The organism is Nostoc sp. CCY0012 (assembly GCF_963920855.1).
GTDB lineage: Bacteria > Cyanobacteriota > Cyanobacteriia > Cyanobacteriales > Nostocaceae > Cyanocohniella.
In genome coordinates, this window is record NZ_CAWUDM010000126.1 from 1 (window position 1) to 15360 (window position 15360).

12 protein-coding genes are annotated in these 15360 nt (G+C 40.7%); 6 read left to right on the top strand and 6 right to left on the bottom strand.

Features of this window, described 5'->3' with window-relative positions:
* Nucleotides 1-132: 132 nt before the first annotated feature.
* A complete protein-coding gene (locus ACM0OS_RS24865) occupies nt 133-858 on the top strand; it encodes a hypothetical protein (protein WP_414545855.1) in 726 nt (241 codons plus the stop codon).
* Between the two features lie 49 nt (nt 859-907).
* Here the strand turns inward: ACM0OS_RS24865 and ACM0OS_RS24870 are convergent, their stop codons facing one another.
* On the bottom strand, nt 908-2047 hold the full coding sequence (locus ACM0OS_RS24870; RefSeq protein ID WP_414545865.1) for a quinone-dependent dihydroorotate dehydrogenase: 1140 nt from the start codon (nt 2045-2047) through the stop codon (nt 908-910).
* Between the two features lie 101 nt (nt 2048-2148).
* On the opposite strand from ACM0OS_RS24870, the gene ACM0OS_RS24875 reads away from it, so the two are divergent.
* The 3 genes from ACM0OS_RS24875 (at nt 2149) to ACM0OS_RS24885 (ending at nt 6527) form a co-directional block, all read left to right on the top strand.
* On the top strand, nt 2149-5043 hold the full coding sequence (locus tag ACM0OS_RS24875; RefSeq protein ID WP_414545866.1) for a GAF domain-containing protein: 2895 nt from the start codon (nt 2149-2151) through the stop codon (nt 5041-5043).
* Between the two features lie 270 nt (nt 5044-5313).
* Complete coding sequence (locus ACM0OS_RS24880; RefSeq protein WP_414545856.1) at nt 5314-5469, top strand: DUF2256 domain-containing protein; 156 nt, start codon at nt 5314-5316, stop codon at nt 5467-5469.
* A gap of 104 nt (nt 5470-5573) precedes the next feature.
* On the top strand, nt 5574-6527 hold the full coding sequence (locus ACM0OS_RS24885) for an isoaspartyl peptidase/L-asparaginase (RefSeq protein ID WP_414545857.1): 954 nt from the start codon (nt 5574-5576) through the stop codon (nt 6525-6527).
* Between the two features lie 19 nt (nt 6528-6546).
* Here ACM0OS_RS24885 and ACM0OS_RS24890 read toward each other — a convergent pair whose 3' ends face one another.
* The 4 genes from ACM0OS_RS24890 to ACM0OS_RS24905 form a co-directional block, all read right to left on the bottom strand.
* Complete coding sequence (locus ACM0OS_RS24890; protein WP_414545858.1) at nt 6547-6978, bottom strand: DUF29 family protein; 432 nt, start codon at nt 6976-6978, stop codon at nt 6547-6549.
* A gap of 61 nt (nt 6979-7039) precedes the next feature.
* Nucleotides 7040-8386 carry a bifunctional UDP-N-acetylglucosamine diphosphorylase/glucosamine-1-phosphate N-acetyltransferase GlmU gene (glmU, locus tag ACM0OS_RS24895; protein ID WP_414545859.1) on the bottom strand — a complete coding sequence of 449 codons (1347 nt, stop codon included), beginning with the start codon at nt 8384-8386 and terminating at the stop codon, nt 7040-7042.
* 147 nt (nt 8387-8533) lie between these two features.
* Complete coding sequence (locus ACM0OS_RS24900) at nt 8534-9784, bottom strand: HD domain-containing phosphohydrolase (RefSeq protein WP_414545860.1); 1251 nt, start codon at nt 9782-9784, stop codon at nt 8534-8536.
* A 533-nt stretch (nt 9785-10317) separates the two neighbouring features.
* Nucleotides 10318-11217: a tRNA (5-methylaminomethyl-2-thiouridine)(34)-methyltransferase MnmD gene (locus tag ACM0OS_RS24905; RefSeq protein ID WP_414545861.1), complete on the bottom strand. Its 900-nt coding sequence runs from the start codon at nt 11215-11217 to the stop codon at nt 10318-10320.
* A gap of 136 nt (nt 11218-11353) precedes the next feature.
* On the opposite strand from ACM0OS_RS24905, the gene ACM0OS_RS24910 reads away from it, so the two are divergent.
* A complete protein-coding gene (locus tag ACM0OS_RS24910) occupies nt 11354-12175 on the top strand; it encodes a sulfurtransferase (protein WP_414545862.1) in 822 nt (273 codons plus the stop codon).
* 29 nt (nt 12176-12204) lie between these two features.
* Here ACM0OS_RS24910 and ACM0OS_RS24915 read toward each other — a convergent pair whose 3' ends face one another.
* Nucleotides 12205-13536 carry a hypothetical protein gene (locus ACM0OS_RS24915; RefSeq protein ID WP_414545863.1) on the bottom strand — a complete coding sequence of 444 codons (1332 nt, stop codon included), beginning with the start codon at nt 13534-13536 and terminating at the stop codon, nt 12205-12207.
* Between the two features lie 498 nt (nt 13537-14034).
* On the opposite strand from ACM0OS_RS24915, the gene ACM0OS_RS24920 reads away from it, so the two are divergent.
* On the top strand, nt 14035-15360 hold a 1326-nt coding region (locus tag ACM0OS_RS24920; protein WP_414545864.1), incomplete at its 3' end, for a FecR domain-containing protein.

Here is a 15360-nt window from a genome sequence, read left to right on the forward strand (position 1 = left end):
CCTGCCCCCTGCCCCCCTGCCTTTTTTCCCCCTGCCTTTTTTCACAACTTTGCCAAACGATACAAAAAAATGTCCCACTTTTTGCCAAGATGATAGTATTATTTCCCAAAAATGCAACTGGCAAGAATCGGCATGAGTGAAAAAATAATAGACAATAACGGGAAAGCCTTTCTCGTTTTACTTTTGCCAATCTCGTTTTTGATTATTTTCCTGGTTGCCACCTGGAGAATTTTGCTGTCAATCATTGTGCTAATTATTGGTTTTAATATTTGGCAACAATATCAATGGCAACATTGGTGTCAGCAAGTAAATCCGGTTTTCCATCAGATGATTCGGGAAACTCAAGGCAAGATTACGCCAATGGATTTGGCAATTAAGGGCAATTTTTCTGGGACAACGGCAAAACGCTATTTAGATACTAAGGCTACTGAATTTGGGGCGAGTATACAAAACTCTCAAGAGGGAGGTGAAGTTTATTACTTTATCACTTCTAGTATTCTAGGTAGCATCCTCGACAGTAGCGAACCTGTTAAAGAACTACCCGCGCAACCAGTTACCAAAACTGCGCGATCGCTTTTAGTAGCACCAGAAGCTCAGGTAGTGGAATCAGAACCCGAAACTGAAGTTACACCACCGGAAAATCATCAACAAGTCACGCGATCGCTAGAACAGCAATTAGTTTTTGGTTCTCTGATTCAATCAGAACTGGCCAAGCGACTAAATGTTTATTCCAGCACAGTCTACAAACGCCGCAATGATCCAGAGTTTCCTGAGTGGAGTCGCAGCAAAGACCCCGATGGTATCGCCTGGACATACTCGGAAAAAACTAAGGAGTTTTTCCCACTAGAGGAAGATTGAAGCTGGGGAGTAGGGAGTGGGGAATAAGTTTTTTGTTTCTCACCAGCTACTAGTTTTTAATTGTCAATTCTCTTCCTACGGCTTCGCTGATGGAATTTAACTGATGTTTTTCCATCTGTAACAGCAAACCTGAGAGAATGCGGCGTACCATCATCGGGCCTTCGTAAACCCAGCCTGTATATACTTGGATTAAACTAGCACCAGCATTGATTTTTTCCCAAGCGTCTTGGGGGGAAAATATGCCACCAACACCAATAACGGGGATTTTTCCTTGGGTTTGTTGCCAAATAAACTTAATTACTTCAGTAGAGCGATCGCGTAATGGCGCACCGCTAATTCCGCCGGCTTCTTCCTGGGGTGATTTGCCAGTTTGGGTAATTACTTGAGTTTTTAATTGATCACGGCTAATGGTGGTGTTGGTGGCAATAATTCCTGCTAATTGGTAGGTTTTGGCTAAAGCAATAATGTCAGATATGGCCTCCCATTCTAAATCAGGAGCTATCTTGACAAAAATAGGTTTTTGTGAGTTATTTTCTCGTTGTAAGACTTCTAAGATAGTACTGAGCATGGCAGCATCTTGAAGCGATCGCAACCCCGGAGTATTGGGAGAAGAGACATTAACGACAAAATAGTCGCCCAATTCTTTGAGTAAGCGAAAACTATGGAGATAATCTTCAGCTGCTGCTTCTAAGGGTGTCACCTTAGATTTACCTAAATTAATACCTATAGGAATTGACCAGCCTAACTTTTGTTTATCTTCTGCCAAGCGTGCTGCCATTGCTGCGGCCCCACTATTATTAAAACCCATGCGATTAAGAGCAGCTTGATCTAATGGCAAGCGAAATAAACGCGGACGGGGGTTTCCTGGTTGCGCGACAAAGGTGACGGTTCCCATTTCTGCAAAGCCGAAACCCAGACTTGACCAGATACCAGCAGCAACGCCATCTTTATCAAATCCTGCTGCTAATCCTAAAGGATTGGGGAAGTGAAGCCCAAACAAATTTTGTTCGAGGCGTGAATCATCTAGACACAAAGATTTCTGCAATCGTTGATTTACCCAACCACTAGAAGAGTTGCGGGTTTGTGACAGCCAGCTTAAACTATGAATCGTTTGCTGATGTAACCACTCTGGATCGGTTTTTACCAGATTGAACAATAGTGGACGAATTGCAGCTTGATAAATATCCATCTTTATTACCCAGAAATTTCCGCAAACACCCATAGCATTATTTAGTAATGGTGCTTTTCTGGGCATCTTATATATTACAAGTTATGTTGACAAATAATCAGATGGGGCAGCCACAAAAATCCATAGCCGCCGAACAACAGATCCTAGCCTTAGGTAGCGTCCTGCAAAGCCTCAGAGAAGAGGATGATGTTGACGTTCTGATTGAAAAGACTATTGCTTTCATCCAAGAGCAGTTTGACTACAGTCTAATTTGGATTGCACTTTACGATCGCCTGAAGCATACCTTATTAGGTCAAGGCGGTGTGATACCTGATAAAGACACTAGTTTTTTACGCAAACGGGTGGTACTAAATCCCGGTGATTTATTAGAACAAGTCGTAATTGAACAAGGCCCTTTGGGTGTAGTGGATTTACGCAATGAAACTCGCGCCGCAGTCTGGCAAGAAGTTGGAAAAAAATTCAACATCCAAGGCACAATTTTTTGGCCAATTCGTTATAAAAACCGTTTTTTAGGGTTACTTTTACTCGGTTCTGAACGATGGGGTTATTTACTGCCAGGAGATGCCAAGGCCAGACTGACAATCGTTTTAGGCGAATTAGGGGCAGTACTTTATCAAAAACAGATAGATTTGCAGCATAAGCAAACCAAACGCCCTGATGAGCCTTTATTACAATTATTAGAAAATGTTCGCACCCTCAATAACCTAGACCAAAGACTCAAAGCAGTAGTAGAAGCTACTCAAAAATTTGTCTCTCCTACCCGTACCAATATTTATTGGTTTGACCGCCAAGGGCGCTACTTTTGGTGTCGCATGAGTAATCATCTGATCCATATGAGCCGTGATGCCAGCCATCAGCAACCAGCAGCCGGGATGACAGTGCAGGAATTGAGCGAATTTTATTATGCTTTGTCAGTTAATGAAATTGTCTGGATTGGTGATGCCCGCAGTTCCCTAAACAGTCATTTTACAGCTAAATTATTGCAACGCCTGCGGTTGCGATCGCTCTTGGCCGCTCCCATTATCTGGCAAAAAGATTTGCTGGGTTTTCTGGCAGTGGAAGGCAATGAACCCAGAATTTGGACAGAGGCAGATAAAAATTTTGTCCAAGGTGCAGCAGGGTTAATCTCTTTAGTGGCTCCCATCGACAGCATGGAAAGTACCATCACACAAATTCAAAATGATAATCACCTCACTAGCCAAGTTGCCCAAGCGATTTATCATCAGCATGAATTTAATGAAACTTTACGCACCTGTGCCACAAGACTTTTAGCAAGATTGGCTGCTACCCGCTTTTTACTATTAAAATACAACCCTGATCACAATAATTATCAAATTATCTACCAAAGCCAGCCTCATAATCGCCGACCGTTAACATTAGCTCTTCATACTCTCACAGATGTAGATGGGCAGTTGCTGAAGTCTGCTAAAGCTGTAATAGAGGTGGAAAAATTAGACGAAGATTTACGGTTTTTTAGCTGGCGACCTCCTTTAGTAGAACATGGCGGGCGATCGCTTTTAGTTTGTAATTGCACTCAAGGTCATGCACCAAGAGTGCTTTTGCTCATCGTCCATGAAACTTATCGCACTTGGTCAACTCTGGAAAAAGAACTGTTGTGGATTGTGAGTCAACAAATTGGTGTAATTGTCCGCCAATGGCAACTGCACACTGATAACGACCAGCAGCAAAAGATTTTTTCCAGTATGAAGCAATGCCTCGCAGCCACCGCACAAACCCAGAGTCAAACAACCGAATATTTAGAACGTACTGTTATCGAAGAAATTGCCTCTGTCCTGGGCTGTCCCTTGGCGTTCATATTAACTTGGTCTGCTGGTGATAAATACGCAAAAATTATCCCTGGGGTAATTGCAGATAATCGATTTGATATTGTGATAGATGCAAAAGTTGCCATCAAGTCTGAAGCTTTGATTCAGTGGGCCCTTGCCAAAGAAGGTTACCTGATTCTCAACGTTGATGATTTACCACCTGATACTAAAAAATGGTTGCATGGTTCAGGGATTGGTCAACTTTTAGTTATGGCGTTACGTACCACTGCGGATTATCAACCTACGGCGGTTGTCGTCATCGCCGACCGTCGAGAACGTCAATGGTCACAGCAAACTATCAATCCTACAGAAATACTAATTAATCAATTAGCTTGGTCACGTCGTCAACAGCAAATCACCCAACTTTTAGAATCTACAAACCAAGAATTAAGACAACTCAATTGGTATAAACATAGTCGTTTAGAAGAAATTCAAAGAAGTACCACGCTTTTACTCAGTCAAATACAGGATTTAGGGATTCCGGCTAACGATTTAACTAAAACACGTTATCAGTTACTACTGCGGCAATTAGATCATACAACTGCTTCCATGACGGGATTGCTGAAATTAGAACAGTGGCGATTGCATAAAAGCTGGGAAGTCATGCCCATTACCAGTTTACTCAAGCGATCGCTCGAACGTATCGAAACTTTATTTCAGCAACACAAGCTATGGGTAGGTGTACATGGTTTAGGACAATCCACCAGTACAGATCAAGAGCCAATTCATAGTTCTTCATTCCTCCAAGGCATCCAAACCTCTGGCTATCCATCCTCAATGGCCATCACTGGCGATATTGTAAAAATTGAATTAATTTTGCACGAATTGTTAGTATTTGCCTGTCACCGTTCTCAAAGCGGAGGCCGAGTTGATATTTGGTGTCGCCGCCTAGATGAGAAATCATTAGAGTTATCAATTACAGATAATGGCATCATTGAATCGCAACTCCTAGCAGAACTAGATCAAAATACACCCAAGGATGTTTTAGGCATTTCTCTTTTAGACCAACCACCAGGCTTACATCTGCTGATCTGCCAAAACCTCATGCAAGAATTAGGCGGAGAATTACATATTTATCAATTACCAGATAATCGGGTAGTCAGTCGTTTACTTTTACCGTTAGCAAATGCCGACAAAAACTCCACTTCTCAAGCGAAGCCGTACGCGTAGCGTGCCGTAGGCAGGTGGGAGCAAAAGAGTAATTATCCTTAATTTTTATAAAAAGATATAAAATACCTCTAAAGGAGGATGTCATAACTACTTAATTGTCTAATGAATACCTCATGGTACTATTTGACTAACCTATGTAGCTTAAAAATAAATCTATGGCAGGATTATCAATAAATATGTTGATTCCAGGTATCCTTCCTTTGTAACGAACTCGTTATAATAATTTTCCATTACTCTCAAAAATCTCACTCAAATCTTTACGGTATTGCTATGGGACGCGTTCGCTCTAAATCTGACCTACCCACAAAAATATGTCCGGTATGTCAACGTCCCTTCACTTGGCGTAAGAAATGGCAAGATTGCTGGGATGAAGTGAAATATTGCTCAGAACGTTGTCGTCGTCGGCGTTCTGAGGCACAAAGTTAATGGGGATTGGGGAAGAGTTTTCTGAATAAGTAATAGTTAAATACCCAATCCTTCGTCAAACCAATGGCAACTGAGATGCAAGTAGTGCAGGGGTTATAAAATAAATGAAGTTACAGGTGCAACCTAAAGTAATTATTCATGGAGGAGCAGGTAGTTCTCTCCACGGCAAAGGAGGAGTAGAAATAGTACGCCGCTCACTCTATACAGTAGTAGAGGCAGTTTATTCTCTTTTATTGTCAGGAGCAACTGCTTCGGAGGCAGTGGTACAGGGTTGCCAAATGTTAGAAGATGACCCCCGCTTTAATGCTGGTACTGGTTCGGTATTGCAATCTGATGGTCAAATCCGCATGAGTGCTTCATTAATGGATGGCAAGTCAGGGCGCTTTAGTGGTGTGATTAATATTTCACGGGTGAAGAATCCCATTGAATTGGTACATTTTTTGCAAAATTCGCCAGATCGGGTATTGTCAGATTACGGTGCGGCGGAACTGGCACGGGAGTTACAAGTTCCCAGCTACAATGCTTTAACTGATTTAAGATTGCAAGAATGGATGCAAGAACGTCAGGATAACTTTAAAAGCACAATGGCTGGTGTAGTGGCAGAACCAGAATTAGTAGAATCTAGTAATGCTGGACGCGGTACTATTGGTGTGGTAGTTTTAGATTCCTATGGTAGTTTATCTGTAGGTACTTCCACGGGTGGTAAAGGCTTTGAACGCATTGGCAGAGTTAGTGATTCGGCCATGCCGGCAGGTAATTATGCTAACAATCATGCAGCAGTCAGTTGCACTGGCATTGGGGAAGATATCATTGATGAGTGTTTAGCAGCCAAGATTGTGGTGCGGGTGACAGATGGCACTTCCTTGAAGGATGCAATGCAACGATCTTTTAACGAAGCACATGAGAATAAGCGAGATTTAGGAGCGATCGCCCTTGATGCCAATGGGATAATTTCATGGGGTAAAACTAGTGAAGTTTTACTTGCGGCCTACCACGATGGCACTTGTATTGGTGATACTTTGGAATGGAATGATGGCCAATTAGTTGGCTGTTGTTAAGTTGCTGGTTGGGTTATAGCTACGCTGAGGTTTTTTGAATTAGTTGCAATGCTTGAGTTAATATTTCTGTTTCGTTCAGCATTGCGGCTAGTTCTTCGGCTTCGTAACGTCCTTCAAATGCTTCTAGGGATGCTCTTTTGAGTGCTATGAGATCTCCTTGTTGGAGAATCTCTCTGAGTTCTATTGAATTTAAATAGTAACCACCAGATTTACAGCGCTGATTAATTTTGTTGATTTCCCGTACTGCATTTTCTATGGAAATCTCCCATGAACGAGTCGAACGTTTTTCAGCTTGTTGTTTAATTAAATGGATGAGCAGAATTACGCCATAACTGTCAATTTTGTTAATTTTGTCACTTAGGCTCATTTCTTCTAACTCATCCACCAATAACAAAGCCTCTGGAATTTTGCCTTGTTCTAGAAGTTGCCTCAGTTCTAGTAATTCTTCCATGCTGAAAAGGGAAATTGGGGCTTTACGAACATTCTAGCTCCTAGCCCCTAGCCCCTAGCCCCTAACTTTTCTTTTGCCAATCTGGTTTCACCACCTGACGACTACGAGCAATTACTAAAGAATTATCAGGAACATCTTCTGTCACAGTTGAACCTGCGGCCACATAGACATCATCTCCTAAGGTGAGTGGTGCTACTAAAACGCTATTGGAACCAGTTTTAGTGCGATCGCCTATTTTAGTATGATGTTTTTTCACGCCGTCATAATTGGCAGTAATTGTACCGGCACCGATATTCACTTGCTTACCGACAGTACTATCACCTAAGTATGATAAATGGGCGGCGTTAGTGCGATCGCCTAACTGAGTATTTTTCAATTCGACAAAATTACCCACACGGCAATTAGCACCTACTTGTGCATGACCCCGCAAATGAGCATAAGGCCCAATCTTCGTTCCTGTCTGGACAATGCTATCTGCGACTACTGAATAGAGAACTGTAACGTTTTCACCCAATTGACTATTTTCAATTAAACTCCCAGGCCCAATGCGGCTTCCTGTCTGAATCGTGGTCTTTCCCCGCAGGTGGGTTTGAGGTTCAATAATTACATCTGGTTGCAATTCTACAGTGTCATCAATGGTAATGCTGCTAGGGTTGATGAGAGTAACACCAGCCGTCATCCATTTTTCTTTGACGCGTCTTTGTAAAATTTCATCAGCCGTTGCTAATTGTAGGCGATCGTTGATGCCAAGAATTTCTTGAGAATCTTCTACATCCACAGCCATCACTTTGCCTACTTGGGTGACAGCATCGGTGAGGTAATATTCTTTTTGAGCATTGTTTGCCTGTAAATGAGGCAAAACTTGGGCTAAATCCTGCCACCGAAAACAATAAACTCCGGCATTAATCCGCCGATTTTGTCTTTGAGCAGCAGTACAATCTTTTTCTTCCACAATTTGCTGCACCAGATGTTCATCGTTGCAGAAAACCCGCCCATAGCCCTTGGGTTCAGGTAGGTGGGAGGTGAGAATAGTGGCGGCGTTTTGATTTTCTTGGTGAGTTTGTAATAGCTGTTTTAGGGTTTGGGTGCGTAACAAAGGGACATCACCATTTAGCACCAATAAATCCCCAGAGTAGCCCTCTAAGTGGGGTAATAATTGCTGGATGGCGTGACCTGTACCCAGCTGTACAGTCTGTTCAACAAACTCCACATGAGGCGACTGCATGGCTGTTTTGACTTCTTCAGCCTGATATCCGACAATCACCATCCGCCGTGAAGGCCCAAGCGGTTCTACACTGTCGAGAACTCTCTCAACTAGCGATCGCCCACCCAAAGAATGTAAAACCTTGGGTAGATGTGATTTCATCCTTGTGCCGCGTCCCGCCGCTAGAATTGCTACAACTACCATAATTTAGCTATCAGCTATCAGTGAATTGCGCTTTCGCGCTTGATCATTTGAGATAGATTTAGGCCCAAATCATACCAGCTAATCAGCGCCAACACCAAGATTTAGTGCTTACCAAAGGGATTAATTACTTTTTTATTTGTCAGTCCCTCAGCCATAAATTTTCGTTTGAGACAGCATCAGAGAGTGAATAAAAGCTGCAAATTCTTTTACCAGTTGAGGATTGCGCCAACCTAAATCGGTTTCTTCTTGCATGACAACTAGTGCTTCGTCACAAGTGAAGGCTTTTTTATAAGGTCGTTCGCTAGTTAAAGCATCGTAAATATCGATAATTTGAAATATTTGCGCTATGTAAGGAATGTCATCGCCTTTGAGTCCATCGGGGTAGCCTGAGCCATCCCAGCGCTCGTGGTGATGGCGAATAATGGGAATTACACCTTGCATACTGCGTAGTGGCTGGCAGATTTGTTCCCCAATCAAAACATGCTGCTTCATAATTACCCAATCTTCGGGGGTGAGTGTGCCTTTTTTCAGTAGCACTGCGTCAGGAATACCCACCTTGCCAATATCGTGAAGATAACCGCCCCACATCAAATCCCGAATTTGGTAACGTGAAAGATTGAGATACTCACCAAACGCTTGCCCTAGTTTGACTAGCCTTTCACAGTGGTCGCCTGTGTTGGGGTCACGACTTTCTATGGCCCTGGCAATAGAAAATAGTACTTTTTCAGCATGGTCTAAGTCTTCATTCAAACGCTTCTGCTGTACTAAGGACTTTACCCGTGCTGATAATTCTACACTGTCAAAGGGTTTGCTGAGAAAATCATCCGCCCCGACTTCAATTCCTCGAATCCGCGATCGCCTATCGTTTAATGCTGTAATAAATATTACAGGTATCAGTCGCGTATGTTCGTTCTGCTTTAGCCTTTGGCAAACTTCAAACCCATCCATTCCCGGCATCATCACATCCAGCAAAATTAAATCTGGTTGTTTTTGTTGCACCAGCACCAAAGCCGCAGCACCACTATCCGCCTCAATAATTTCATACCCTTCCATGGACAACAGAGCAGCCGCAGTCATCCGACTAGCAGTATGATCGTCAACTACTAAGACTTTTGGCGATTCTGAATCAACACCGTTCACTACTTTAGAAGCTTTGGTTTGTGGAGTTCTAGAGATTAATGAATCATAACTATAATGAATATCAGGTTTCATCCAAGCTGGTGCTACTCGTGTCTGTTCAACTAAAAGTTCTTGGGGAGCCAAGCCTAAGGGACAAGCATCTAAATTTTGTAATTCTAATACCTGATTAGAATCTATATGATTTACTTTGTTTAAGGGGTTTGACCCACCAAATTGTTCTTCAGTAGAGTCTGTACAGTTGGAACTCCATGAAATCACAAAAACACCCCAATTTTTGAATAAGTTAACAGTGTTTGACTGCAAAAACAAATATAGTCTTTGACTATATTACACTCTATATTCACCAAGTTTTAGGCACTGTCTGAGTCTACTTGTCTGAATATATGTAGCGTATTCCTATATCGGTTGCGAGAACACTATAAATATTAATAAGAGAATTTTGTTCTCTAAATTTTTTTGTCTCTCATTCCAGTATGATAAATTCGTGCAAATGTTCAATCAGGTTTTTCACGGAGATTTATTAACATAGAAGCTCCAAAAAATGTTGTCATCATTCAATTTAGATAAAACTAGTGTAGTGATAATTTAAAGTTTTGATTTGATTCAGATAAAGATACGTATTTTCTGTCAGCAATTTTAGGACTCACCCCAATATAAAAAAATACTGTAAGTTCTGTAACTTAAAATACAAAATTTACATATAGTAATTGGAATTACCAAAACTTATCTTAACTTGACACAATCTGCCGACTTGAGGGCTGAGGGAGATCAGAAAAATAACTCTTGACTGATTATGAAGACGAATGGTTATGACCCTTTGCTAATAACCATCGTTTGCGCCAACGAGATGTAGGTTCTAGCGAACAGGCTTGTTGTTCTTGCTGTCGCCGCATGACTATGACATGTGCAGGATCGTTTAATTGGGGATCGCGATAGGGAATAGCCGCGCGAGTTAACAAATGTTCTTGTTCTTCTTGAGAGAGGGGAGGGAAAAGATGATATTTTTGGTAGCCTGCAACTGTACCAGGCGATCTCTTCCCGACAACAGGGGGAGTGGAAGCTATTTCTAATCCAGCCGCTAAAAGGGCTGTACGTACAGCCACCGCACAAGAATAAGTTGCCAGTAAGCCCTCAGCGTGTAAACACTGAGCAACTTTTTGGATGAACTCAGTAGTCCATAAGTGAGGACACTGTGGTGGTGAAAAGGGATCTAAAAAAATTGCATCAGCTTGAAAGCCTGATTGATATACCTGTGCAATGGAACTTCTCGCATCGCCAATTAGTAGTTTCGCCTGGAGGTGATCTGTTTGCACATGATACTGAAACGCCAACTCGTTCAAAATGTCTGTGTATTCGTAGTTCCAGTGATCCAATAGGTGATGGGCGATCGCCGCTTGGGGTACAGATGGATTGAGTTCCAAACCAATTAATTCCACATAACAATGAGGATTGACTGCCCAAATTGTCTCCAAAGCAGCGGCTGTGTTGTATCCTAGACCATAACAAATATCTAATAGCCGCAAAACAGGTCTGGTGGCAGATTGAGCTAGTTGAGTAGGAACTACAAATTTGCAAAAACTTTCCTGTTTAGCCCCAAAATGGCTGTGAAAGGATTCACCAAACTCTTGAGAGATAAAGGTGAATGAACCATCTGCTGTTAGCTGTGGTACAAAGTTCTCAAACTGTGTCATGGTAATTTTTCCACGAATAACTAGCTAATGAAGATATTTTGAGTCAGGGACATCTAAAAATTAAATTACTCAATTCCCCCATCCCATACGACTATCAAATTTATTCTCCCCTTGCTCACCAAAACGATTGCTATTTATGGCTGACATCCAATTTGTTGTTTCTCCCACTTGGCTGTTTGAACATCTTCATGATTCACAAGTCGTCATTGTGGATTGTCGCTTTTCTCTTGCTAACCCACAACTAGGACAACAACAGTACCAAGCAAGTCATATAGAAGGCGCCTATTATCTAGATTTGAATCAGGATCTTTCTAGTCCTGTGGGTAAGCATGGAGGGAGACATCCTTTACCTAACCTGATTGAGCTAGCCAATAAATTATCAGCCATTGGGATAGATTCTCAAAACAGTTTCGTTGTGGCCTATGATGATTCTCGCCTAGCCTTTGCATCTCGTCTTTGGTGGTTATTGCGCTATCTAGGACATGAACAAGTAGCCGTCTTAGATGGCGGATTTGCCGGCTGGCAAAAAGCTGGTTATGCTGTCACAGATATTATTCCCCAACCGAAAAACGGTACTTTTAGCCCCCAGATCATCACAGAACTAGTAGTAGATATTGAGACTGTGAAAAAATGCCAAAATTTACCAGATGTAGTTTTGGTAGATTCTAGAGAAGGCGATCGCTACCGAGGTGAACGAGAACCAATAGATAAAATTGCCGGTCATATTCCTGGTGCAGTCAACTATCCTTGGCAAGAAGCTACAGATGCTTCCGGTTACTTACTTACCCCAGCCCAACAACGCCAACGGTGGGAAAAGCTAGAGTCAGCAAAAGAAGTTTTAGTTTATTGCGGTTCTGGTGTGACTGCTTGTGTAAATTTACTTTCTTTGGAACTAGCTAATATTCACACAGGTAAACTTTATGCTGGTAGTTGGAGTGATTGGATTAGTTATATGTAGGTATGGGAGACTGGGGAATGAAAAGTTTCTCAAAATTGACCTAACTGCCAGTTGTAGTTAATACTAAAAAACCAACCATCAAAATTAATGTTGCTATCTGTAGAACCACCAAATGCCCAACCACTCTGTAGATTAAAATTGCTAGAGTCGGATGTTTTGTAAATGAGTTGACCAAATAGTCGATGATAATAGTCGTCTCGCTGGCGTTGAGTAAACTCTGATAAGTTCAACTGGTAGTTAAGACCAACTTGAAGAGACTGTTGTAAGCTGTAGTTTAAAGCAATTATTCCAGAATTGATAATTCGACTACGGCTATCTGGCTCCGAAAAATTAACTTTAAATTCGTAAAAGCTATTTAGTGTTAATGCTGGAGTCAAGGGATCTCGCCGTCCTAGAAACAATCGTAGGGAATTTTCCCCTAAAAAACGATCGCCTGCTTGGAAGCGATCGCTATTTCTAGTGTAGAAAAATTGTTGATTACTCCAGCCAATTGCTCCATAGACTCTTGGTGATAATCGATGATAAAGGCTAACATCAAATTTGACTTGGTTATAATTAAATGTAGATTGATTTATATATCGAATAAAATTACCATCAATTAATCCATTTATATAAGTCTGAGAACCAACAGGAATATATACAGATGCTAGTCTCAATCCAGAAAATATCAATCCATCATCAATGGGATCAATATTAGATGAAAAAATATTACTTGTTTGATAAAAACCTAAACGAGCGTGTAAATTACCTGTAGGTTTCAATACAGGTTGGGGTAATTCTGGTTCAGAGGGTAATTCTAGTACAGGAGGTAATTCTAGTACAGGAGGTAAAGGTTGAGGACGTACCCGCAGTCCCAGTTCTGGAAATTGATTTGACTCATTCTCCGTGGCTTCTCTATTCTCACGTAATCTCTGTCTTAACCTATGTATTCTTTCATTTCTAGTGTTCTGCGTTTGATTTAATTTTTCTTTGGGTGTTGAAGGGGATTGAATAAAACCATTCGGCTGCACTTCTAACTGTGGCGACTCAAATTTTAACTGACTATTTGGAGTATCTTCTTGAACTAAAATATTAGATTTTATTGATGATTGAATTGGTAATGCTTGTTCTACTAATACGAACTCAGATACATTGAAGTGTTGCCATTTATGTGTAATTAGCTCTTGTTCGTTTATTTGGCAAATTTGAACACTATTTTGAGAATTTTTGGAATCTTCAATTATTGAGTTTAGCTCATTTTGACAACTATATTGCTCTAAGTCTACAGCCCAAACAGTGTCAATTGCAATATAGCAAATATTGCCAATACTGGAAATCAACCAAACACGCACCAACAAATTTTTCCAGCCATGAAATTGCATCAGATACGAAAATGTATTAAAAGCTACTAATAAAAATCAACTAAGAATATCGACCTCAGTTTTACATTATTCCTAACTCTGACTACTTTGATGAATTGATATTCAATATATAACCTAATTAGGGATTATACTTTTTATTGTCAAAACTTAAATATTATGTTTTGTAAAACTTCAACTCATTATTATTCAATTAATTGTCAAAATTTATATGAGATTAAGTAAAATAACGTAATTCAAACTTGCTACTTGAATGTATAATTGGTAACATAAGTTGTCTCCTCCTCTAATTCATAAGTCAAAAAATAAAACAGTTATCGCTGAAATTAACTTAAAATAGTTGCTAAATCTAGCTTTCGATAATTAATAATTATAGTCCAAATTGATGAAAACTTGCGTAGTACATAAGATGAAGTACCTTTTGGGGGATTCCAATAAAATAAAACCTCCCTGTACATTCGACTGCGTTGGTATTGATGAAAATTACCAAGAGTTGTAACTATGCTAAAAAAATTGTTCCCACTTTTAATAATTAGTTTATGGGGCATAACAATTATTTTGCCAAATCGGGCAAATGCCACGACTCCTTTAACTCACGCTGAGATTCAATACCTCCGTAACTTGGTGCAGTTTATCCCCAGAAATAATATGAAAACGCGTCCAGCACGCAAAGCTGATCCTATGGTTCCTGGTGATAGTTTATCCACTGGTAAAGCTTCCCTTGCAGACTTACGCTTTAACGATGGTTCATTAGCAAGGGTTGGGGAACAAGCTGTATTTCAATTTTTACCAAAAACTCGCAACTTTAGATTATCAAATGGTACAGTCCTGTTACTGATTCCTCCAGGTAGAGGAAGAACACAAATACAAACACCAAATGCAGCCGCAGCAATTCGGGGTTCTGCATTATTTGTTCGTTATGATCAACAAACAGACACAACAGTTGTTGGTGCATTAACAGATAGCGGTATTGAAGTTTCTAACCAAGCAGCTTCCCAAAATCAAGTGTTAGAAGCAGGACAGTTATTAGTCGTAGTAAAAGGTGAATTTCAGGGCTTATATGATTTTGATTTAAGAACTTTTTATGAAACTAGTGATATGGTTCAGGGATTAGATTTAGATAATCCGGATATTGATAATACACTAGATGAAGACATTGCCAGTGTGCAAGCGGAAATTACTACGGCTGTAAAAAAACAAGTACCCGTAACTGGTGAAAAAGTAATTGATAATCCCTCTTTCTTACAACTCGCTCCTAATTCATCAAATTCACCAAAACCAGAAGTTATCAAAAATAATCAGTCATCAGAAACCGATGATGATTCTTCAGAAGAAATAGAAGAAACAGAAGAAACAGAAGAAACAGAAGAAACAGAAGAAACAGAAGAAACAGAAGAAACCGTTTCAGATAATGTTTCCAAACCTGAAAATGGTAATAACACTAAACCTTCTGATTTAGATAATGAAAAGCAGCCAGTAGATAAAACTACACCTGTAGATGACACGCAGCCAGTAGATAAAACTACACCTGTAGGTACAACAACACCAGTTAATCGCACAACAAAGCCCTTAGACGGTGAAATACCTGGAGATAGTGAAATACCTGGAGATAGTGAAACACCTGAAGACGGTGAAACACCTGGAGATAGTGAAACACCTGAAGACGGTGAAACACCTGAAGACGGTGAAACACCTGAAGACGGTGAAACACCTGGAGATAGTGAAACACCTGGAGATGGTGAAACACCTGAAAATGAAACACCTGTAGATGGTGAAACACCTGTAGATGAAACACCTGTAGATGGTGAAACACCTGTAGATGGTGAA

What these genes read in the sequence shown, in the direction of transcription:
- ACM0OS_RS24865 (WP_414545855.1), top strand. Translation starts at nt 133, where the DNA reads ATGAGTGAAAAAATAATAGACAATAACGGGAAAGCCTTTCTCGTTTTA.
- ACM0OS_RS24870 (WP_414545865.1), bottom strand. Translation starts at nt 2,047, where the DNA reads ATGGATATTTATCAAGCTGCAATTCGTCCACTATTGTTCAATCTGGTA.
- ACM0OS_RS24875 (WP_414545866.1), top strand. Translation starts at nt 2,149, where the DNA reads ATGGGGCAGCCACAAAAATCCATAGCCGCCGAACAACAGATCCTAGCC.
- ACM0OS_RS24880 (WP_414545856.1), top strand. Translation starts at nt 5,314, where the DNA reads ATGGGACGCGTTCGCTCTAAATCTGACCTACCCACAAAAATATGTCCG.
- ACM0OS_RS24885 (WP_414545857.1), top strand. Translation starts at nt 5,574, where the DNA reads ATGAAGTTACAGGTGCAACCTAAAGTAATTATTCATGGAGGAGCAGGT.
- ACM0OS_RS24890 (WP_414545858.1), bottom strand. Translation starts at nt 6,978, where the DNA reads ATGGAAGAATTACTAGAACTGAGGCAACTTCTAGAACAAGGCAAAATT.
- glmU (WP_414545859.1), bottom strand. Translation starts at nt 8,386, where the DNA reads ATGGTAGTTGTAGCAATTCTAGCGGCGGGACGCGGCACAAGGATGAAA.
- ACM0OS_RS24905 (WP_414545861.1), bottom strand. Translation starts at nt 11,217, where the DNA reads ATGACACAGTTTGAGAACTTTGTACCACAGCTAACAGCAGATGGTTCA.
- ACM0OS_RS24910 (WP_414545862.1), top strand. Translation starts at nt 11,354, where the DNA reads ATGGCTGACATCCAATTTGTTGTTTCTCCCACTTGGCTGTTTGAACAT.
- ACM0OS_RS24915 (WP_414545863.1), bottom strand. Translation starts at nt 13,536, where the DNA reads ATGCAATTTCATGGCTGGAAAAATTTGTTGGTGCGTGTTTGGTTGATT.